This window comes from Inhella crocodyli, from assembly GCF_004004565.1.
GTDB classification, from domain to species: Bacteria; Pseudomonadota; Gammaproteobacteria; order Burkholderiales; family Burkholderiaceae_C; genus Inhella; species Inhella crocodyli.
This window is the reverse complement of the sequence record NZ_SACM01000002.1, coordinates 240691-259150: the sequence shown is the minus strand read 5'-3', so window position 1 is coordinate 259150 and position 18460 is coordinate 240691. Positions and strand designations below refer to the sequence as shown.

At 71.3% G+C, this 18460-nt stretch carries 23 protein-coding genes and 1 riboswitch; of the genes, 7 read left to right on the top strand and 16 right to left on the bottom strand.

Annotated features, from left to right (window positions below; genetic code table 11):
- Positions 1-2 precede the first annotated feature (2 nt).
- From pth to EOD73_RS09205, 7 genes are all read left to right on the top strand, one after another.
- The gene (gene pth, locus EOD73_RS09235; RefSeq protein WP_127682702.1) at positions 3-641 is read left to right on the top strand and encodes an aminoacyl-tRNA hydrolase; all 639 of its coding nucleotides are present in this window, start codon (positions 3-5) and stop codon (positions 639-641) included.
- On the top strand, positions 638-1051 hold the full coding sequence (locus EOD73_RS09230; RefSeq protein WP_127682701.1) for a hypothetical protein: 414 nt from the start codon (positions 638-640) through the stop codon (positions 1049-1051). The genes pth and EOD73_RS09230 overlap by 4 nt, the downstream gene beginning before the upstream one ends.
- 5 nt (positions 1052-1056) lie before the next feature.
- Positions 1057-1292, top strand: a riboswitch (cobalamin riboswitch).
- Positions 1293-1364: 72 nt separating this feature from the next.
- Positions 1365-3215 (top strand): TonB-dependent receptor domain-containing protein, encoded by a 1851-nt coding sequence (locus tag EOD73_RS09225; RefSeq protein WP_127682700.1) that lies wholly within the window; start codon positions 1365-1367, stop codon positions 3213-3215.
- A 4-nt stretch (positions 3216-3219) separates the two neighbouring features.
- Positions 3220-4080 carry an ABC transporter substrate-binding protein gene (locus EOD73_RS09220; protein WP_127682699.1) on the top strand — a complete coding sequence of 287 codons (861 nt, stop codon included), beginning with the start codon at positions 3220-3222 and terminating at the stop codon, positions 4078-4080.
- Between the two features lie 22 nt (positions 4081-4102).
- The gene (locus tag EOD73_RS09215; RefSeq protein ID WP_240660657.1) at positions 4103-5074 is read left to right on the top strand and encodes a FecCD family ABC transporter permease; all 972 of its coding nucleotides are present in this window, start codon (positions 4103-4105) and stop codon (positions 5072-5074) included.
- The gene (locus tag EOD73_RS09210; protein WP_240660656.1) at positions 5071-5844 is read left to right on the top strand and encodes an ABC transporter ATP-binding protein; all 774 of its coding nucleotides are present in this window, start codon (positions 5071-5073) and stop codon (positions 5842-5844) included. The genes EOD73_RS09215 and EOD73_RS09210 overlap by 4 nt, the downstream gene beginning before the upstream one ends.
- 75 nt (positions 5845-5919) lie before the next feature.
- Positions 5920-7491 carry a DUF3369 domain-containing protein gene (locus EOD73_RS09205; RefSeq protein ID WP_127682698.1) on the top strand — a complete coding sequence of 524 codons (1572 nt, stop codon included), beginning with the start codon at positions 5920-5922 and terminating at the stop codon, positions 7489-7491.
- A gap of 3 nt (positions 7492-7494) precedes the next feature.
- Here EOD73_RS09205 and EOD73_RS09200 read toward each other — a convergent pair whose 3' ends face one another.
- The 16 genes from EOD73_RS09200 to EOD73_RS18000 all read right to left on the bottom strand — a co-directional run bounded on the left by EOD73_RS09200 (position 7495) and on the right by EOD73_RS18000 (position 18458).
- Positions 7495-7743: a YfhL family 4Fe-4S dicluster ferredoxin gene (locus EOD73_RS09200; protein ID WP_127682697.1), complete on the bottom strand. Its 249-nt coding sequence runs from the start codon at positions 7741-7743 to the stop codon at positions 7495-7497.
- A 121-nt stretch (positions 7744-7864) separates the two neighbouring features.
- Positions 7865-8341 carry a pantetheine-phosphate adenylyltransferase gene (gene coaD / locus EOD73_RS09195; protein ID WP_127682696.1) on the bottom strand — a complete coding sequence of 159 codons (477 nt, stop codon included), beginning with the start codon at positions 8339-8341 and terminating at the stop codon, positions 7865-7867.
- 4 nt (positions 8342-8345) lie between these two features.
- Complete coding sequence (locus EOD73_RS09190) at positions 8346-8873, bottom strand: RsmD family RNA methyltransferase (protein ID WP_127682695.1); 528 nt, start codon at positions 8871-8873, stop codon at positions 8346-8348.
- 82 nt (positions 8874-8955) lie between these two features.
- Positions 8956-9717, bottom strand: a complete 762-nt coding sequence (hisF, locus tag EOD73_RS09185; protein ID WP_127682694.1) for an imidazole glycerol phosphate synthase subunit HisF — start codon at positions 9715-9717, stop codon at positions 8956-8958.
- Positions 9718-9740: 23 nt separating this feature from the next.
- Positions 9741-10847, bottom strand: coding sequence for a sugar-transfer associated ATP-grasp domain-containing protein (locus EOD73_RS09180; protein ID WP_127682693.1), 1107 nt, complete (start codon positions 10845-10847; stop codon positions 9741-9743).
- A 123-nt stretch (positions 10848-10970) separates the two neighbouring features.
- A complete protein-coding gene (locus EOD73_RS09175) occupies positions 10971-11504 on the bottom strand; it encodes a hypothetical protein (protein WP_127682692.1) in 534 nt (177 codons plus the stop codon).
- 26 nt (positions 11505-11530) lie between these two features.
- The gene (locus EOD73_RS09170) at positions 11531-11764 is read right to left on the bottom strand and encodes a hypothetical protein (protein WP_127682691.1); all 234 of its coding nucleotides are present in this window, start codon (positions 11762-11764) and stop codon (positions 11531-11533) included.
- Positions 11765-11803: 39 nt separating this feature from the next.
- Positions 11804-12544, bottom strand: coding sequence for a 1-(5-phosphoribosyl)-5-[(5-phosphoribosylamino)methylideneamino]imidazole-4-carboxamide isomerase (hisA, locus tag EOD73_RS09165; RefSeq protein ID WP_127682690.1), 741 nt, complete (start codon positions 12542-12544; stop codon positions 11804-11806).
- Positions 12545-12564: 20 nt separating this feature from the next.
- Positions 12565-13215 carry an imidazole glycerol phosphate synthase subunit HisH gene (gene hisH / locus EOD73_RS09160; RefSeq protein ID WP_127682689.1) on the bottom strand — a complete coding sequence of 217 codons (651 nt, stop codon included), beginning with the start codon at positions 13213-13215 and terminating at the stop codon, positions 12565-12567.
- Positions 13212-13802, bottom strand: a complete 591-nt coding sequence (gene hisB, locus EOD73_RS09155; protein ID WP_127682688.1) for an imidazoleglycerol-phosphate dehydratase HisB — start codon at positions 13800-13802, stop codon at positions 13212-13214. Before hisB ends, hisH begins: the two co-directional genes overlap by 4 nt.
- On the bottom strand, positions 13799-14881 hold the full coding sequence (hisC, locus tag EOD73_RS09150; protein ID WP_127682687.1) for a histidinol-phosphate transaminase: 1083 nt from the start codon (positions 14879-14881) through the stop codon (positions 13799-13801). The genes hisB and hisC overlap by 4 nt, the downstream gene beginning before the upstream one ends.
- Entirely contained in the window at positions 14865-15317 is a 453-nt protein-coding gene (locus EOD73_RS09145; RefSeq protein WP_240660655.1) for a PIN domain-containing protein, read from the bottom strand. The genes hisC and EOD73_RS09145 overlap by 17 nt, the downstream gene beginning before the upstream one ends.
- A 2-nt stretch (positions 15318-15319) precedes the next feature.
- Positions 15320-15565, bottom strand: coding sequence for a CopG family transcriptional regulator (locus EOD73_RS09140; protein ID WP_127682685.1), 246 nt, complete (start codon positions 15563-15565; stop codon positions 15320-15322).
- A 54-nt stretch (positions 15566-15619) separates the two neighbouring features.
- Positions 15620-16798, bottom strand: a complete 1179-nt coding sequence (locus EOD73_RS09135) for an FAD-binding domain-containing protein (protein ID WP_127682684.1) — start codon at positions 16796-16798, stop codon at positions 15620-15622.
- Entirely contained in the window at positions 16798-18372 is a 1575-nt protein-coding gene (locus EOD73_RS09130; protein ID WP_127682683.1) for a cryptochrome/photolyase family protein, read from the bottom strand. Before EOD73_RS09130 ends, EOD73_RS09135 begins: the two co-directional genes overlap by 1 nt.
- On the bottom strand, positions 18369-18458 hold the full coding sequence (locus EOD73_RS18000) for a DUF2256 domain-containing protein (protein WP_375137437.1): 90 nt from the start codon (positions 18456-18458) through the stop codon (positions 18369-18371). The genes EOD73_RS09130 and EOD73_RS18000 overlap by 4 nt, the downstream gene beginning before the upstream one ends.
- Between the last annotated feature and the right edge of the window lie 2 nt (positions 18459-18460).

Genomic DNA, 18460 nt, shown 5'->3' with positions numbered 1-18460 from the left:
GCATGCTGAGACTTTTGGTGGGCCTGGGCAATCCGGGGGCGGAGTACGAGGACACGCGGCACAACGCCGGCTTCGCGTGGGTGGACGCCGTGGCGCGCGAACTCAAGGTGTCCCTGGTGCCCGAACGGACCTATTTCGGCCTGGCGGCCCGGGCCAACACGGCGCACGGGCCGGTGTGGCTGCTGGAGCCGCAAACCTACATGAACCTGAGCGGCAAGTCGGTGGCCGCGCTGGCGCGCTTTTTCAAGATCCAACCCGAAGAGATCTTGGTCGCCCACGACGAGCTGGACCTGCCGCCCGGCGAGATGAAGCTGAAAAAGGGCGGCGGCACCGGCGGCCACAACGGCCTCAAGGACATGCAGGCCCAACTCGGCTCGGCCGAGTTCTGGCGCCTGCGCTTGGGCATTGGCCACCCGGGCCAGAAGGACGCCGTGGCCGGTTACGTGCTGCGCCGCGCCCCCGCCCCCGAGCGCGAGTTGCTGCAAGACTGCATCCACAAGTCCCTGCCCGTGCTGCCCCTGCTGCTGGCCGGCGACCTGGACAAGGCCCTGCAGCGCCTGCACGCCAAGCCCCCACGGCCCAAACCGCCGAAACCGGCGCCCTCACCACCGGCGCCCCCGTCCGGCGAGCCCGCCCCATGAGACGCCGGGGCGTGCTGAGGCTGTCGCTGCTGCCGCTGGCGGCCTTGGCCGCCCCCGCCCTGGCCCAAACGCGGCGCGAGCAGCGCACGCTGTACCGCTGCGGCAACACCCTGAGCGACCGCCCCTGTGGCCCCGAGGCGGCGGGCTCGGACGTCGCCTACGACGAACCCAGCGACGCCGACCGGCGCGCCGCCCGGGCCCGCGCCCGCGCCGAGCAGCAACGCGGGGCGCAACAGGCGCGCGAGCGCGAAGCGGCCGAGCGGGCGGCGCTGCGCGCCAACCGCCCTCCCCCCGCGCCCCCTGCACCAGGCCCCGCGGCCTCGCGCCCCGCGCCGGACCCTCGGGTGCGCCACGCACGCGGCCCCAAGCCCCGCGCCGCCGGCGCCCCCAGCCCAGCCGCCAGCCGCTGAAAGGCACAATGCACCCCGTTGGTGCTCGCGACGCCCGCCCGGGGGTCGCAGTTCAACGGGAATCAGGGAGGCCGGTCGGCAGCACGCCGGCGGCCCAACCTGAGCTGTCCCCGCAACGGTAAGCGGCCAGGGGTGCTTCGCAAGCGCCCTTCGGCCCGGTCACTGCCACTGGCGTTCGCGCTGGGAAGGCGACCGGGTTCGCGCCGCCAGCCCGGAGACCGGCCAACAACGGGGGCCTAGCGCGTCAGCGTGGGGCCCGTGTCGTCACAGCGAACGGGGATGTTCGCGCGTGGCCCTTGTGTCCATTCATTCCATGTCGATCTCCCTGCGACGCCCTGCGCGTCTGTCCCTCCTGTCCCTGGCGGTGGCCGCGGCCTGCCCGTCCTTCGCCCAAACCTCCTCGAGCGCCTCGCTGGACCCCGTGGTCGTCACCGCCACGCGGACCCCCCAGCGCCTGAGCCAAACCGTGGCCGAAGTCCGCGTCATCGAACGCGAGGCCATCGAACGCCCGGGGCCGGGCGGCGTGGCCGACCTGCTGCGCCGCGACGCCGGCCTGGAACTCAGCCGCAACGGCGGCCCGGCGGCCAGCACCTCGCTCTTCCTGCGCGGCGCCGACTCGCGCCACACCGTCGTGCTGCTGGACGGGGTTCGCATCGACTCGCAGGCCACCGGCGGGGCCAGCTGGCAAGGCCTGCCCCTGGCCAGCATCGAGCGCATCGAGATCCTCTCGGGCCCGGCCAGCGCGCTCTACGGCAGCGACGCCATCGGCGGCGTGGTGCAGCTCTTCACCCGCCAGGGCGAAGCCGGCCTGCACGGTGACGCCCTCGTGGCCGCCGGCAACCTGGGCCAGCGCAAGGCCGAGGCCTCGCTGCGCGGCGGCAGCCCGGCCCTGCGCTACAGCCTGAGTGCGGCGCACGAGCGCGCCGACGGCTTCAACGCCAGCACCGACCCCACCGGCTTCGCCTGGAGCCCCGACCGAGACGGCTGGCAGCGCCGCAGCGCGCATGCGCGCCTCAGCGCCGACCTGAACGACGCCCACCGGCTCGACGCCTCCATCACCGCGGCGCGCACCGCATCGCAGTTCGACGGTTGGGACCCTGCCGCCGACGACCGCGACACCCAGCGCCAGGGCAGCGCCCAAGTGCAGTGGCGCGCCCAGTGGGCCCCGAGCCTGCGCACCGAGGCGCAGCTGGGCGACAGCCGCGACCGCTACGCCATCCCGAACTTCGGCTACGACACCGACACCCGCGTGCGCCAGGCCAGCCTGCTGGCCTTTTGGACGCCCCTCAATGGGCACCAGGTGCAGGGCGTGCTGGAGCGCCGCAACGACCGGCTGACCAACGCCGACGTGGGCACCGACGGCCAGTCGGCGCGCCACCTCAGCAGCCTAGGCTTGGGCTGGACGCACACCACCGCCGCGCACACCCTTCAGCTGAACCTGCGCCAGGACCGCGACAGCGAGTACGGCAGCGTCGGCACCGGCTTGTTGGGCGGCTCCCTGGTGCTGCCCGAGGGCTGGCGCTTGGCCGGCAGCCTGGGCACCGGCTTCCGCGCCCCCACGGTCTACCAACTGGCCAGCGCCTACGGCGTTCGCACCCTGCGCCCAGAACGCAGCCGCAATGCCGAGCTGGCGCTGCGGTGGGCTGGCGAGGCCGGCCGGGCGTCCATCACCGTGTACCGCAACGCCGTGAAGGACTTGATCGGCTTCGGTGCGGCGGGGCCTTGCGCCAGCCCGTATGGCTGCTACGAGAACGTCAGCCGTGCGCTGTTGCGCGGCATCAGCCTGAAGGCCGAGGGCACCGTGACCCAGGGCCTGAGCTGGCAAGGCAGCCTGGACCGCAGCGACCCCGTCAACGCCGCCACCGGCAAGCGCCTGGCGCGCCGCGCGGCGCAGCAGGCCCGCCTGGGCCTGAATTGGACGCCGAACGAGGCTTGGACTTGGGGCGCCCACGTGGTGGCCAGCGGCGAGCGCTACGACGATGCCGGCAACGCCCAGCGCTTGGGCGGCTACGCGCAGCTGGACCTGGACGCGCGCTGGCAGTGGACGAAGGGCTGGGCGCTGGAGGCCCAGGTGGCCAACGCCGGGAACCGCCACTACGCCCTGGCCCGCGGCTACGCCGTGATGCCGCGCAGCCTGCTGCTGGGCCTGCGCGCCACGTGGTGACGCCGTGATCGCCCGCCTGCTGGCCCTGGCCCTGGTGCTGCTGAGCGGCAGCGCCGGGGCCCTGACCCACACCGACGACCTGGGCCGGCAGGTGACGCTGCGGGGCGCCCCGCAGCGCATCGTGGCGCTGGGCCCGTCCCTGGTCGAAAGCCTGTGTGCGGTGGGCGGCTGCGACCGGCTGGTGGGCGTGGACCGCTTCTCCAACCACCCGGCCAGCGTCCAAGCCTTGCCCAAGCTGGGCGGCCTGGGCGAGGTCTCGCTGGAGCAGGTGCTTCGCCTGAAGCCCGACCTCGTGCTGCTGACGCCGGCCTCGCGCCTGCACGACCGCCTGGCCCAACTGGGGGTGCCGGTGCTGGCGCTGGACGCCCAGTCCCTGCCCGAGGTGCAGCGCCTGCTGCGCCACATGGCCACCTTGGTCGGCGAGCCGGCGCGAGCCGACGCGGTGTGGGCGCAGATGCAGCGCGAGATCGACGACGCGGCCGCGCGCCTGCCGGCCGCCTGGCACGGCCGCTCGGTGTACTTCGAAGTCGACCCGACGCCCTTTGCCGCCGGCGAGGCCTCGTACATTGGCGCCGTGCTCGCTCGCCTGCAACTGCGCAACATCGTGCCGGCCGCGCTCGGTACCTTCCCCCAACTCAACCCCGAGTTCGTGCTGCGCGCGCAGCCGGCCTTGATCGTCGTCGGCGAGCGCGAATCCCCCCAGCTGGCGCAACGGCCCGGCTGGTCCCGCGTGCCGGCCGTGCAGCACGCCCGCGTGTGCGCCCTGCCCCGCGCCGACGGCGAGGTGGTTGGGCGCCCAGGACCCCGCGTTGGCGAGGCCGCCCGCGCCCTGGTGCGCTGCATCGCCGCCCTGCCCGCGCCCTGAGCGCCGGCCCGCCCCCACTGCCATGTCCGTGCGCCCCCTCGCCCTGACCCTGCTGCTGCTCGCCGTCAGTGCCGCCTTGCTCGGCCTGGGCACCTCGGTGGGCGCGGCGGGGCTGGACGCCGCGCTGTGGCACGACCCGTCGCTGGTGCTCGACCTGCGCCTGCCGCGCAGCCTTGCCGCCTGGGGCTGTGGGGCCTTGCTGGGTTTGGCGGGCGCCATCGCCCAGGGCCTGTTCCGCAACCCCCTGGCCGACCCCTACCTGCTGGGCGCCAGCGCCGGCGCCAGCCTGGGCGTGGCCCTGGCCCTGGTGCTGGCCGGCAGCGGCGCTGGGGCGCTGCTGGCCGGCAGCGGCTGGGGCCTGAACCTGGCGGCCTTCGTCGGCGCCTGGGGGGCCTTGGGGCTGACGGTGCTGCTCAGCCGCGGCGTGTCGCACACCCCACGGCTGCTGCTGGCGGGGGTGATCGTTGGGGTCGTGCTGGCGGCGGCCACGCAGGGCTTGACCCTGCTCGACCCGAGCACCCTGCGCCCCATGCAGCAGTTCATGCTGGGCAGCACCAGCCTGCTGGGCTGGTCCCAGGTCGCCCTGAGCCTGCCGCTGTTGGCGGTGGCGCTGGCCCTGGCGCTGGTGGGCAGCCGCACGTTGGATGCCCTGGGCCTGGGCGAGGCCACGGCCCGCAGCCTGGGCCTGCCGCTGGACGGCAGCCGCGCCTTGCTGCTGGCCCTGCTGGCCCTGTGCAGCGGGGCGGCCGTGGCGCAATGTGGGCTGGTGGCCTTCGTCGGCCTGGTGGCGCCGCACACGGTGCGGGCCCTGGGCGTGAGCCGCTACCGCTGGCTGCTGCCCTTGTCGGCCTTGAGCGGCGGCGGCCTGCTGCTGGCCGCCGACATCGTGGCCCGCTGGGTCTGGGCGCCCATCGAGTTGCCGGTGGGCCTGCCCACGGCCCTGCTGGGTGGGACCTACCTGCTGACCCGCCTGCCCCGGGGAGGCCTGCGTTGAACGCCGTCGCGCCCTTGCACCTGGACCTGGCCTCGCTGCGCCTGGGCGAGCGCGAGGTGCTGCGCGACCTGCGCCTGACCCTGCGCCCGGGCGAATGGGTGGCGGTGGTGGGCCCCAACGGCGCGGGCAAGAGCACGCTGCTGCGGGCGCTGGCCGGCCTGTTGCCCACCGGGGGTGCGCTGCGCGTGGGCGACCAGGCCTGGGCCCTGCTGCCGCGGCGCCAGCGGGCCCAAGCCCTGGCCTGGCTGGGGCCGGCCGAACTCGACGGCACCGGCACCGAGCTGCGCGCCGAAGAGGCCGTGATGCTCGGCCGCCTGCCCCACCAAGGCTGGATGGGCCTGGCTTCGGCCGCCGACCGCGCGGCCGTGGATGCGGCCCTGGCCGCGGTCGAGGCCCTGCCCTGGCGGCACCGACCGCTGCACAGCCTGTCGGCCGGCGAACGCCAACGCGTGCTGCTGGCCCGGGCGCTGGCCGTGCAAGCCCCCCGGCTGTTGCTGGACGAGCCCCTGACCCACCTCGACAGCCCGCACCAAGCCGACTGGCTGCGGCTGATGCGGGCCCAGGCCGACCAGGGACGGGCCGTGTGCAGCGTGCTGCACGAACTGCACCTCGCGCTGCGCGCCGACCGCCTGTGGGTGCTGCACGACGGGCAGGTGCGCTACGACGGCCCGGCGCAACAGCCGGCCGCGCGCGAGGCGCTGCAGGCGGCCTTTGGCCAGCGCCTGCGCTTCGTGCAGGACGAAGACGGGTGGCTGGCCTTGCCCGCGTGATGGGAATCCCGGCCCTGGCGCCCCGGGGCCCTCTGGCATCATGAAACGGTCCCGTGAAGCCCTTGGGCCGACCCCATGACCGACGACGCCGACTTCGATTTCGCCCCCGAGACCACCGCCGCCGAGCTGCCGGCCGAGTTGGCGCCCTGGGTCATCCTGGTGGTGGACGACGAGCCCCAGGTGCACGAAGTCACCGCCCTGGTGATGAACGACTTCCGCTTCGCCGGTCGGCGCCTGAGCTTCTTGCACGCCTACAGCGCGGCCGAGGCGCGCACCATCCTGCGCGGCCACGACGACATCGCCCTGATCCTGCTCGACGTGGTCATGGAAACCGAGACCGCCGGCCTGGACTTGGCCCGCGAGATCCGCGAGGACATGCGCAACACCCGCTCGCGGATCGTGCTGCGCACGGGCCAGCCGGGCCAGGCGCCCGAAGAGCGCGTGATCCAGGACTACGACATCAACGACTACAAGGAGAAGACCGAGCTGACCAAGCGCAAGCTGGTCACCACCTTCTTCTCGGCCCTGCGCGGCTACCGCGACATCCTGGCCATCGAGCAAAGCCGGACCGCGCTGCGCCGCTCCATCGAGGCCATCCACAACATCCACGACGCCGGCAGCATCCAGCCCTTCGCCTCGGCCGTGCTGGAGCAGGTCTGCCGCCTGCTCGGCCTGGAGGCCAGCGGCCTGTACGCCAACCGCGTCAACGCCTGGGCCGCGGCGCACGTCGAGGGCCGCCTGCACGTGCTGGCCGCCACGCAGGACTACGTCGGCCTGCTGGACGCCGAGCACCTGGCCGAACTGCCGCCCTCCGTGCAGTACGCCTTCGACCGCGCCGAGCGCGAGCAAACCAGCCAGTTCGACGGCAACAACTTCGTCGGCTTCTACCGCACCAGCCGCGGCAGCGTGAGCCTGCTGTACCTGGCCTTGCAAAGCCCGCTGGACGCCGACGCCCGCGAGCTGCTGGAAATCTTCTGCGCCAACGTCGCCATCACCTACGAGAGCCTGCTGCTGCGCCAAGAGCTGCAGGAGACGCAGCGCGAAACCGTGCTGCTGCTCAGCGAGGCCGTCGAGCGCCGCAGCCGCGAAGGCGGGGCACACGTGCGCCGCATCGCCGAGCTCAGCGCCCTCTTGGGCCACGCTTGGGGCTTGGACCCGGCCTCGGTGGAGCAATTGCGCCAGGCCGCGCCCCTGCACGACCTGGGCAAGATCGGCATCCCCGACCACATCCTGGCCAAACCCGGCAAGCTCGACGCCGACGAGTGGGAGCGCATGCAAAGCCACGCGTCCATCGGGCACGAACTGCTGTCGCGCAGCGAACGCCCCATCCTGCGCCTGGGCGCGCAGATCGCGCTGGAGCACCACGAGCGCTGGGACGGCCAAGGCTACCCGCAAGGCCTGGAGGGCGAGTCCATTTCGCTCGCCGGTCGCATCGTGGCCCTGGCCGACGTGCTGGACAGCCTGGTGAGCGACCGCGTCTACAAGCAGCGCTGGGACTTCGACACCGCCATCGACTACATCGTCAGCCAAAGCGGCCTGCACTTCGACCCGCGCCTGGTCACCCTGCTGGAAAACCGCATCGACGCCGTGCGCGACCTCTACACCGCCTACCCCGACAGCACCTTCAGCACGCCGGCCGACCTCTGAGTCTCAGGCGGCCGACAGCCGCAGGTACTTTTGCATCAGGGTCTCGCGGTCCTCGACGTGGGCCGGGTCCTTGGGGATGCAGGCCACGGGGCACAGCATGGCGCACTGCGGCTCGTCGAAATGCCCCACGCACTCGGTGCAACGCGCTGGGTCGATGACGTAGAACTCCGGGCCCATCGAGATGGCCTGGTTCGGGCAGGCCGGCTCGCAGACGTCGCAGTTGATGCATTCGTCCGTGATCTTCAGCGCCACACCGTGCTCCTTGCTTGGGAGCGGACGAGCACGGCACGCGCTGGCAGGCGCGCGCCGCGCGCGCCGGGGTCGGGCAGGCCCGCCCTGTTTCCGGCTCCCGTGTCCGTGATCTTCAGCGCCATCACCCGCCCCGTTTTTGCGCCAAGCGCTGCAGCACGCCGTCGCTGACGAATTGGCTCACGTCACCGCCCAGCATTGCGATCTCGCGCACGAAGGTGCCGCTGACGAATTGGAAATCGTTGCCCGGGGTCAGGAACACCGTCTCGACCTCGGGCATCAGGTGGCGGTTCATGCCGGCCATCTGAAACTCGTAGTCGTAATCGCTCACGGCACGAATGCCGCGCACCACCACGCCCGCCCGCTGAGTCCGCACGAACTCGCTCAACAGGCCCTCGAAGGCCACGACCTCGATGTTGGGCACACCGGCCATGGCCTCGCGGGCCATGGCCAGGCGTTCGTCCAGGTTGAACAGGGTCTTTTTGTGGTGCGCCACGGCCACGGCCAGCACCACCTGCGGGAACAAGCGCGCCGCGCGACGCAGGATGTCCTCGTGGCCGAGCGTCAGCGGGTCGAAGGTGCCGGGGTAGATGGCTTTCATGCCCTCAATTGTCCCGGGCAAACAGGTGGGCGTGCACGGCGCCGGCCTTGAGGTGGCGGTGCAGTCGGTAGCCGGGCGGCGCCTCGAAGGCACTGGGGGCCTCCAGGTAGATCCAGCCCGCGCCCGCGGCGGCGTCCAAAGCCTTGGCGAACCAGTGGGCCTCGAAAGGCGGATCGAGCAGCACCAGGTCCCAGCGGCCGGCCATCGCGGCAAAGCCGTCGCCCGCGCTCACGGTCACGCGCTCGGCCGCGCCCTGCAGCTTGGCCACCACCTGCTTCAGGCTGGCGGCGGCTTTCGGTTCGCGCTCCACGAGCTGCACCGTGGCTCCGCGCGAGGCGGCTTCCAGGCCCAGCGCGCCGCTGCCGGCAAAGGCGTCCAGCACGCGCCAGCCACTCAAGTCGTGCGGCAGCCAGTTGAACAAGGTCTCGCGCAGGCGGTCGCCGCTCGGGCGCAGGCCAGGCAGGGCCAGCACCGGCAGCTTGGAGCGGCGCCACACCCCGCCGATGATGCGCACCTCGCCGGGCTTGGTCATGACGGATCGCCGCCGGGCCGCCCCAAGGCGATCCAGCCCCCGTGGGGGGTCGCGAGCAGGCGCAGCCGCGCAGCGTGGGGGCTCACAACCGAACTTCCAGGCCCGCCGCGCGCATGAAGGCCTTGGCCTCGCCCACGGTGTGCTGGCCGTCGTGAAAGATGCTGGCCGCCAGCACGGCGTCGGCGCCACCCTCGCGGATGCCGTCCACCAGGTGCTGCAAGGTGCCCACGCCGCCGCTGGCGATGACGGGCACGCTCACTGCATCGCTCACGGCGCGGGTCAGCGGCAAGTTGAAGCCAGCGCGCGTGCCGTCGCGGTCCATGCTGGTCAGCAAGATCTCCCCCGCGCCCATGGCCTGCATGGTGCGCGCCCACTCGACGGCGTCCAGGCCCGTGTCTTTGCGGCCGCCGTGGGTGAAGACGTGCCAGCCTTCGCCATCCGGGTTCTGTTTGGCGTCGATCGCCACCACGATGCACTGCGAGCCGTACTTGTCGGCGCACTCGCGGATGAGCTCGGGGCGGGCCACGGCCGCGGAGTTGAAGCTGACCTTGTCGGCGCCCGCGTTGAGCAGGCGGCGCACGTCGCCCACCTCGCGCACACCACCGCCCACGGTCAGTGGGATGAAGACCTGAGAGGCCACGGCCTCGATGATGGGCAGGATCAGGTCGCGGCCGTCGCTCGTGGCGGTGATGTCGAGAAAAGTCAGTTCGTCGGCGCCCTGCTCGTTGTAGCGGGCGGCGGCTTCGACGGGGTCGCCCGCGTCGCGCAGGCCGACAAAGTTGACGCCTTTGACGACCCGGCCGTCCTTGACGTCCAGGCAGGGAATGATGCGTTTGGCAAGCATCGTGCCATTGTCGCGTGGCCGGCTCAACCTCGGCTGGCCACCGCCTCTCGGTGGCGGCGGTCCTCCGCCTCGATCTCGCCCAAGATGGCCTTCAAGCGCTCGTCCATCAGACCGCGCCCCGAGATGGCCTGCGGCACGGCGAGCTCCGACTCGGTGTTGATTTCCACCAGCACCGGGCCTTCGGGACACAAGGCCACGTCCCAGTTCTGCAATCGCAAGCCCGGGAAATGGGCGCTGGCGCGCAGCACCAGGGCCTTGGCCGCTTCCCAGTCGGGCAGCTGGAAGCCCACGACCTCGGCTCGCGTGTCGGGGTGCCGCTGCACCTCACCCCCCGGACCCAGCTGGCGGATGGCCCGCTCGATGCAACCAGAGTGCAAGTCAACCGCGGCCAGGAGATTGCCGTAGTCGCCGTGCGAGAAGTTGTCGAGCATGTTCTTGCCTGTGGCCACCTTCCAAAAGGCAGTGTGCACCTGCGTGCCGCTGGGGGTAACAAAGCAAATGAAGCGCACACAGCTGACGGCGGCCGTACCGGTCAAGGCCTGGATGCTGGGATGCGCTCGCAGCGGGCGCTGGAACAGCATGCCGCCGAAGGGCGCGAACCTGAACGATGCCAGCAGCTCGTCGATGGCCAGCCGCTTGCCGTCCATCAGACACAGTTCGGCACCGTCGCGATCCGACACGCCCAGCACCCCGCGCCCGTACCCGGCCGAGATGGGCTTGACGTAGAAGGGGTACACCGCCTCGTGCAGGTAGGCGCGCACCTCGTCCAGCGTGCGCAGCGGCCTTTCCCGGCCCACCGTGCGTCCGCTGGCCGTGTACGTCGCCAACGGCTCGGGCATGGGCAGCCCTTGATGCTGCAAAACGGAATAGGAAACCAGCTTGTCGTTGGCGAGCACGCGCGACGACGGCGCGTTCAGGGCTTGGTCAAGGGCAGCGCTCTTGCGCCAACCGATGAATCGCGACCGCGCCACATCGTCCAAGCCAGGCGACCACAGGCCATAGGCGAAGTACTCAGAAAGGCCCACCTGCTGTGGCGCCCGGCGCACGCGCAGTGCCTCCAGGCTTAGGCGCCACCAGGACTTTCCACTGGCGGCGCGGGCAAGCTTGGCGAGGTCCAATGTGGATTGCATGGGCTGCGGGGGCCAGGCACGAGGCCTGGCTGGGGTCGTGTGCGGCGGCCGATTGTGGCGATGCAGGGCACGCCCAACTCGGCATTCATCCCCCCAAAGTGCGGGACGCGAGGGCCTACGCGACTACCGTTTGTGCCGCTTCAGAGCGACCTTGCGGCGCGCCCAAACCGACCTCGCGGCGCCGCGCCGCTGTCGCCAGGCTTGGCGCCAAGCCTGCGCTTGCGCGCGGATCGATCGGTACAGGGGCTGCGCGTGCAACCAGGCGTGGGCCCGGGCCAGCAGGCGCATGACAGCCCCATAGAACCGATCGAAGGCCTTCACTTGGCGCGCGCTGTCGCGCACGAGGTCGAACAGGTAGGCCGCCAGGCCGGTGCCCACCAACTTGGCGGCAACAAACACCAACAGGCCCAGCACGCGATGCCCGTGGCCCAAGGCCCACAGGGCGGCCAGCTTGAAGGGCAAGAGCACGGCGGCCGGCAAGAGCATCACCGCTAGGCTGGCCCAAGGCGGCAGGGCGCGCAACCGGGCCTCGAACGCCCGCACGCCGGGCAGCGCGCCCAGGCGGGCCACGCAGCGCTTGAGGTGGTCCCACAACCACTCCTCGGCGAGGAGCAGCAGCACCAGGAGGGTGACGAAGGGCTTGAGCCAGCGCTTCACCGCCGCTCCAGGTCAACGGTGGGGGCTCAGTGCGCCTTCTTGACCTTCTTGAGCTTCTTCTTGGCCGCCTTGGCCTTCTTGCCCATCTTCTTCTTGGTCGGGCTGGCCTTGCTGGCGCCCAGGGCCTTCTTGCCCCCCACGGCATGGGCGGCGCTGGCGCCGTGCGCACCGGCCTTGGCGGCCAACGCGGGGGTAGGGGCGGTGACCAAGACAGCCAGGCCCAGGGTCAGGGCGACGCTGGCGAGCAGGGTGCGGATCATGGCGGGGCTTTCAGGAGAGAAGCAGAACGGAGCGTGAATTCAGGCGCGCAAGGCATCGGCCCGCGCTTGCGCGTCGGCCAGGTCCAAGGCGCCGGTGTAGATGGCCTTGCCGCAGATGACGCCGCTGATGCCTTCGTCTTCCACCTTGCAAAGCGCCTCGATGTCGGCCCAGCCTTTGAGGCCGCCGCTGGCGACCACGGGAATGGTCAGGGCCTGGGCCAACTTGACCGTGGCCTCGATGTTGATGCCACTGAGCATGCCGTCGCGCCCGATGTCGGTGTAGATCACGCCCTCGATGCCGTAATCCTCGAACTTCTTGGCCAGGTCCACGACCTCGTGGCCGGAGAGCTTGCTCCAGCCGTCGGTGGCCACCTTGCCGTCTTTCGCGTCCAGGCCCACCCAGATGTGACCGCCGAAGGCGGTGCAGGCGTCGCGGATGAAGCCGGGGTTCTTCACCGCCGCCGTGCCCACGATGACGGCGCTGATGCCGTCGTCGAGGTAGCGCTCGATGGTGTCGAGGTCGCGGATGCCGCCGCCCAACTGAACCGGGATCTCATCGCCCACCTCCTTGAGGATGGCCTTCACCGCGGCCTCGTTGACCGGCTTGCCCGCGAAGGCGCCATTCAGGTCCACCAGGTGCAGGCGGCGCGCGCCGGCGTCCAGCCAGCGGCGGGCCATGGCGGCCGGGTCTTCCCCGAAGGTGGTGGAGGCGTTCATATCGCCCTGTTGCAGGCGCACGCAGTGGCCGTCTTTGAGGTCGATCGCAGGGATCAGCAGCATGATCGTGGGGAGCGCGGTGCTCAGGGAGTCCAGGTGAGGAAGTTGCGGTACAGGCGCAGCCCGTCGGCGGCGCTCTTCTCGGGGTGGAACTGCGTGGCAAAAATGGTATCGCGGGCGATGGCGCACGCAAACGCATCGCCATAGACGGTGGTTGCCGCCACGTGCGCCTCGTGGGCGGGCGCGGCGTGGAAGCTGTGCACGAAGTAGAAGTGGCTGCCGCTGGCCACCCCGGCCCACACGGGGTGAGGTCGGGCGATGTCGACGCGGTTCCAGCCCATCTGGGGCACCTTGAAGCGGCTGCCGTCGGGCTGCAGACGGCCCTCCAGCCGGAAGCGCTTCACCTCGCCCGGGAACAGGCCCAGGCCCGGGGTGTCTTGCTCCTCGCTGTGTTGCAGCAGCATCTGCATGCCCACGCACACGCCCATCAGCGGCTTGCCGTTCGCCACTTCGTCCAGCACCGCCTGCTGGGCGCCGCTGTCGGCAAAGTGGGCCATGCAGTCGCGCATGGCGCCTTGGCCGGGGAGCACGATGCGATCGGCATCGCGCACCTGCTGCGGGTCGTGCCCGACGACCACGCTCACGCCGGTGTCGGCCGAGGCCGCCTGAACGGCTTGGGCCACGCTGCGGAGGTTGCCCATGCCGTAGTCGAGCACGAGCACGGTCTTCGTCATAGAGAGCCTTTGGTACTCGGAATGGTGCCGGCCGCGCGCGGGTCGGGCGTGACGGCCATGCGCAGCGCGCGGGCGAAGGCCTTGAAGATCGTCTCGCACTGGTGGTGCGCGTTGTGGCCCTTCAAGTTGTCGATGTGCAGGCTCACGCCGGCGTGGTTGACGAAGCCTTGGAAGAACTCGAACACCAGCTGCGTGTCGAGCTGGCCGATGCTGCCGGCCGTGAAGGTCACGTCCATGTGCAGACCCGGGCGGCCGGAGCAGTCCAGCACCACGCGGCTCAGGGCTTCGTCGAGCGGCACGTAGGCGTGGCCGTAGCGCGTGATGCCGCGCTTGTCGCCCAAGGCCTGCGCGAAGGCCTGGCCCAGCGTGATGCCCACGTCTTCCACCGTGTGGTGGCCGTCGATGTGCAGGTCGCCCTTGGCGTCGATGCTCAGGTCGATCAGGCCGTGGCGGGCGATCTGGTCGAGCATGTGGTCGAAGAAGCCGATGCCGGTGGCGAAATGCGCCTGGCCGGTGCCGTCGAGGTTCAGTTCGACGCGAATCTGCGTCTCGGCGGTGTTGCGCTGGACGGTGGCGGTGCGGGTCATGTCAAAGCCTGGATGAGCTGGGAAGTTTCGTCGGGCGTGCCCACGGTCAGGCGCAGGCAGTTTGTCAGCATCGGGTGCATCGCGCTCACGTTCTTCACCAAGATGCCCTTGGCCTTCAGGAGGGCAAAGGTGGCGGCGGCATCGGGGAAGCGGGCCAGCACCATGTTGGCTTGGCTGGGAAAGGGCGTGACCCCCGGCAGGGCTTGCAGCGCCGTGAACAAGCGCTCGCGCTGGGCGCGGATCTGGGCGGCTTGGCGGGCGTACTCGGCCTCGTGCTCGAGCGCGAACAGCGCGGCCTCGGTGTTGAGCACGCTGACGTTGAAGGGCGGGCGCAGCTTCTCCACCTCGGCCACCAGGGCGGCGTCGCCCATCAGGTAGCCGATGCGCACACCGGCCAAGCCGAACTTGCTCATCGTGCGCATCACCAGCACGTGGGGCTGGCGCAGGCGGTGCAGCGAGTCGTTCGCGGCGAAGGGCTGGTAGGCCTCGTCCATCACCACCAGGCCATGCGGGGCCATGGCGTCCACCAGCGCGTCGAGGGTGGCCGTGTCCCACAGCGTGCCCGTGGGGTTGTTGGGGTAGGCCAGCCACAGCAGCGCCGGCTTCTCGGCCGCGATGGCGGCGAGCATGGCCTCCCGGTCGAGCTGGAAGTCGTCGGCCCGGCAGGGCACGCCCACGAAGCGCACGCCCAGCAGCTGCGCGCTCATCGCGTACATGACGAAGCTGGGCAGCGGGCTCATCACGCAAGCGCCCGGCTTGGCGATGGCCTGCGTGAGCAGGCTGATCAGCTCGTCGGAGCCGTTGCCCAGCATCAGCGCGCCCCCAGCCGGCAATCGGGCGTGGCGGGCCAGCGCGGTGCGCAGCCCCTCGGTGCGCTCGGCCGGGTAGCGGTTCAGGGCCACGGCACCCAGGCGCTGGCCGAGTTCGGCCTGCAGCGCCGCGGGCAGCGGGAAGGGGTTCTCCATCACGTCCAGCTTCACCAGGCCGGCGGCGGGCTGCACGGCGTAGGCGTGGAGGGCGCGAACGTCGTCGCGCAGGACCGCCAAGGGGGACGTAGGCGACTCAGGCGGCGAATTCATCGAGCAGCTCCGGGCCTTGCAGGAAGGGGTTGACGATGCGCAGGCTGTCGATGGTCTGGCCGTGCTGGAGGTCTTCGGTCAGCAGGTGGGTGCAGGCCTGCTGCTGGGCGGCGGCCACCATCAGGGCGTCCCAATAGCTCAGGCCCCAGCGGCTTTCCACGGCCCAGGCCGATTCGACCGTGGCGTGGTCCGTCTGCCAGGGCTGCCAGAGTTGGTAGCGGCGCACCTCGGCACGCGCATCGCCGGCCGACAGCGCGCTGGAAAACTTCTTGCGCGCGTTCCAGTAGAACTCGTGCAGCACCTGGTTGCTGACGCGGCCGCAGCGCCGGGCCCAGCAGGCGCGCAGCCAGGCGCGGGCGGCGTCGCGCTTGACCGGCTCGCGGTCGTCGAAGGCGTAAAGCAGCACGTTCGTGTCGACGAACACCAGGGGCGCCATGCTCATCCTTCGGCGCGGCGAGCGCTGCGGTCGTAGATCTCGTCGCGGCTCAGGTAGCGCCCGCTGGATTCGCCAAAGCTCTTGAACTCCAAGGCCTCGCGCATGGCGCGTTCGTAGGCGTCGTCGTGCCGCATCTTGTCGGCCAGCATCTCGCCGATCAGGCGCGACACGCTGGTGTTGCGGCGCGCGGCTTCCATCCGCGCCCAGTCGGCGACGGCGTCTTCCATGGTGACGGTGACGTTGCGCATGCCCTGCTCCACGAAGTTCGTGCACCACGAGTTTCGTGGAACACGAACTTCGTGTCAATCAAACTGAGCCAGCAACTCGTCCACGCTGCGCAGGCGCCGGGTGCCCAGGCGCCAATAGGCACTGAAGGAGCTGGCCACCGGCGCATCGGGTCGATCCAGCACCGGGAACAGCGAGTCGGCGGGGCGGTCCAGCAGCGCGCGCAAGGGCGGAGGCATGCAAGGATGGTCGATGCCCGAGGGGTGAGCGCCCGCCAACTTGCTCGCCAAGACATCAGCCGGCCCCACCCACTGCCAGGGCGTGAGGGCTTGCAGGCGCCGCGCCACGGCCGCCCAGCGCTCGCGGCGCCAGGTGATGTTGGTCCACGCGTCCAGCGGCCACAACGCGACGACGGTGTCAAAGCCGGGCGGCGGGCCGCCCAGGCTCCAGGGGTGGGCCAACCACACGCGGCGGCCCCGCAGGTCCGGGCCCCAGGCGGGTTCGAGGGGTGGCACGCGGCTCCACTCGGGGCCGGCCAGGGGTTCGCCGCCCTGCCCCGCCGGCAGCGCCGGCAAGGCCCCGCGAGCGCGGGCTTCGTGCGCGTCGTAGCTGGCGTCCAACACCGACCCGGGCACCTGCCAATCGTTGGGCGCGAAGCGGGCCACGTTGTCGGCGTTGAACAGGTAGGGCTTGTGGCTGCCCGTGCCGGCCACCCACTGCCAAGAGCCATGGTTGGGGCCCACGTCGCCGTCCATCAGCCCGCTCAACATCCAATCGGCCCCGGCGCGCCAATGCACGCGGCGGCCGTGCACCAGGTAGCTGGCCAGCCACAGGCGGGCGTGGTTGTGCAGCCAGCCGGTGGTGGCCAGGGTGCGCACGGCCTGGTCGACGACGGCCAGGCCGGTGCGGGCCTCGCGCACGTCGGCCGGCAACTCGGTTGCGTACTCGCCCTCGGGCGACGGGCCTTCGTGGCGGCTGTGCCATACCGTGTCGGGCTCGCGGATCAGGCGGTGCTGGAAGAAGCCGCGCCACGCCAGCTCCTGCACCCAGCGGTGGTCCAGCGGCAGCGGCGTGCGGGCGTGCACCGCGGCCAAGGCCTCGCGCAGGCTCAGGGCGCCGTGCACGATCCAGGGCGACAGGCCCGACACCGCGCCTTGCAGGTGGTTGCGGGTGGCGGCGTAAGCGGCAGCGTCCACGCGGGCCAGGCGTTCGCGGGCGGTGGCGGGGCTCAGGTCGAGGTCCAGGTCGAGCGTCATCACAGGCCACTCCCCCCGGCCTTCCAGGCTTCGGCCTGCAGGCGAATGACCTTGCGCTCCGCCTCATCCACGCGAGCCAGGTTCTTCACCTGGAGCGCCAATCGCGGGTGCTTGGCAAAGCGGGCCTCGTGGCGCAGCAGGAAGTCCCAGTACAGCGCGGTGTACGGGCAGGCGTCGGGCCCCGTGCGCTGGGCGGGCTTGAATCGGCAGCCTTGGCAGGCCGCACCGCCGCTCATGCGCTGGATGTACTGGCCGCTGGCGATGTAGGGCTTGCTGGCCATGGCGCCGAAGGGCGCGGGCCGGCCGTCGGGCAGCGTGCCGTCGGCGAACTGGCTCATGCCCAGGGTGTTGGGCAGCTCCACCCACTCCACGGCGTCCACGTACACCGCCAGGTACCACTCGTGCACCCGTTGCGGTCGCACGCCCAGCAGCAGCGCGTACAGGCCGGTCACCATCAGGCGCTGGATGTGATGGGCGTAGCCGTGGCGCAGGGTCTGGCCGATGGCGTCGCGCAGGCAGGCCATGCCCACCTCGCCCGTCCAGTACCAGGCCGGCAGCTCGGCCTGCGCGTCGAGCGCGTTGCGCTCGGCGTAGTCGGGCATCTGCGTCCAGTAGATGCCGCGCACGTACTCGCGCCAGCCCAAGATCTGCCGGATGAAGCCTTCGGCCGCGGCCAGGGGCACGTGGCCGGCGCGGTGCGCGGCTTCGGCCTTGGCCACCACCTCGTGCGGCGTGATGAGCTTGAGGTTCAGGCTGCTGGCCAGCAGGCTGTGCCACAGGAAGGGCTCGCCCGGCCACATCGCGTCTTGCCACAGGCCGAACTGCGGCAGGCGGTGCTCGATGAAGTCGTCCAACGCCTGCAAGGCCTGCGCACGGGTGACGGGCCAGGCGAAGTCGTCCAGCTGACCGGGATGGCTGGCGAAGCGATTGCGGACCAGGGCCAGCACGCCGGCCGTGCGCGCGTCGGGCGCGAAGCGCGGCGCAGGGGGCACCAGGCCCGGGCCTTGCGGCCCGAAGGCCTCGCGGTTCTCGGCGTCGAAATTCCACTGCCCACCGAGGGGCTGTCCGGCGTCGTCCAGCAGCACACGGTGCCTGGCGCGTTGCTCCCGGTAGAAGTACTCCATGCGCAGCTGCTTGCGGCCCTTCGTGTGGGCGGCGAACTCGCGCACGGTGGCAAAGAAGTGGCGGTCGTCGCGCAGGTCCAGCGGCAGGCCCAAGGCCTTGGCCAGGCCGCGCAGGGCCTGCAGCACACGCCAGTCGCCGGGGGCGGTCATCACCAAGGCTTGGGGCTGCAGCGCCCGCACATCGCGCGCCAGGGCCTCGGCCAGGCTGGGCGCGGCCTGCGCGTCGTCCAGGTGCTGGTAGTGCAGCGGCCAGCCGCGCTCGCGCAAGGCCTGCGCAAAGGCGCGCATGGCCGCCAGGAACAGCGCCGTGCGCGGCTGGCTGCTCCAGACATGCGTGCTCTCTTCGGCCACCTCGGCCATCCACACGGCGTCTTGCGCGGGGTCGAAGCCGTCGAAAGCGCTGGCGGCTTCGTCGAGCTGGTCGCCCAGCACGATGACCAAGTTCCTCATCGGGCGGCCTTCGCTTCGCGGCGGCAGCGCTCGCTGCAGAACTTCACCTCGCTCCAGGTCTTGGCCCAAGCCTTGCGCCAAGTCATCT

What these genes read in the sequence shown, in the direction of transcription:
- EOD73_RS09230 (WP_127682701.1), top strand. Translation starts at nt 638, where the DNA reads ATGAGACGCCGGGGCGTGCTGAGGCTGTCGCTGCTGCCGCTGGCGGCC.
- hisF (WP_127682694.1), bottom strand. Translation starts at nt 9,717, where the DNA reads ATGCTTGCCAAACGCATCATTCCCTGCCTGGACGTCAAGGACGGCCGG.
- hisB (WP_127682688.1), bottom strand. Translation starts at nt 13,802, where the DNA reads ATGACCCGCACCGCCACCGTCCAGCGCAACACCGCCGAGACGCAGATT.
- hisC (WP_127682687.1), bottom strand. Translation starts at nt 14,881, where the DNA reads ATGAATTCGCCGCCTGAGTCGCCTACGTCCCCCTTGGCGGTCCTGCGC.
- EOD73_RS09170 (WP_127682691.1), bottom strand. Translation starts at nt 11,764, where the DNA reads ATGATCCGCACCCTGCTCGCCAGCGTCGCCCTGACCCTGGGCCTGGCT.
- EOD73_RS09135 (WP_127682684.1), bottom strand. Translation starts at nt 16,798, where the DNA reads ATGACGCTCGACCTGGACCTCGACCTGAGCCCCGCCACCGCCCGCGAA.
- EOD73_RS09180 (WP_127682693.1), bottom strand. Translation starts at nt 10,847, where the DNA reads ATGCAATCCACATTGGACCTCGCCAAGCTTGCCCGCGCCGCCAGTGGA.
- hisH (WP_127682689.1), bottom strand. Translation starts at nt 13,215, where the DNA reads ATGACGAAGACCGTGCTCGTGCTCGACTACGGCATGGGCAACCTCCGC.
- EOD73_RS09145 (WP_240660655.1), bottom strand. Translation starts at nt 15,317, where the DNA reads ATGGCGCCCCTGGTGTTCGTCGACACGAACGTGCTGCTTTACGCCTTC.
- EOD73_RS09215 (WP_240660657.1), top strand. Translation starts at nt 4,103, where the DNA reads ATGTCCGTGCGCCCCCTCGCCCTGACCCTGCTGCTGCTCGCCGTCAGT.
- hisA (WP_127682690.1), bottom strand. Translation starts at nt 12,544, where the DNA reads ATGCTGCTGATCCCTGCGATCGACCTCAAAGACGGCCACTGCGTGCGC.
- EOD73_RS09130 (WP_127682683.1), bottom strand. Translation starts at nt 18,372, where the DNA reads ATGAGGAACTTGGTCATCGTGCTGGGCGACCAGCTCGACGAAGCCGCC.
- EOD73_RS09225 (WP_127682700.1), top strand. Translation starts at nt 1,365, where the DNA reads ATGTCGATCTCCCTGCGACGCCCTGCGCGTCTGTCCCTCCTGTCCCTG.
- EOD73_RS18000 (WP_375137437.1), bottom strand. Translation starts at nt 18,458, where the DNA reads ATGACTTGGCGCAAGGCTTGGGCCAAGACCTGGAGCGAGGTGAAGTTC.
- coaD (WP_127682696.1), bottom strand. Translation starts at nt 8,341, where the DNA reads ATGAAAGCCATCTACCCCGGCACCTTCGACCCGCTGACGCTCGGCCAC.
- pth (WP_127682702.1), top strand. Translation starts at nt 3, where the DNA reads ATGCTGAGACTTTTGGTGGGCCTGGGCAATCCGGGGGCGGAGTACGAG.
- EOD73_RS09205 (WP_127682698.1), top strand. Translation starts at nt 5,920, where the DNA reads ATGACCGACGACGCCGACTTCGATTTCGCCCCCGAGACCACCGCCGCC.
- EOD73_RS09140 (WP_127682685.1), bottom strand. Translation starts at nt 15,565, where the DNA reads ATGCGCAACGTCACCGTCACCATGGAAGACGCCGTCGCCGACTGGGCG.
- EOD73_RS09190 (WP_127682695.1), bottom strand. Translation starts at nt 8,873, where the DNA reads ATGACCAAGCCCGGCGAGGTGCGCATCATCGGCGGGGTGTGGCGCCGC.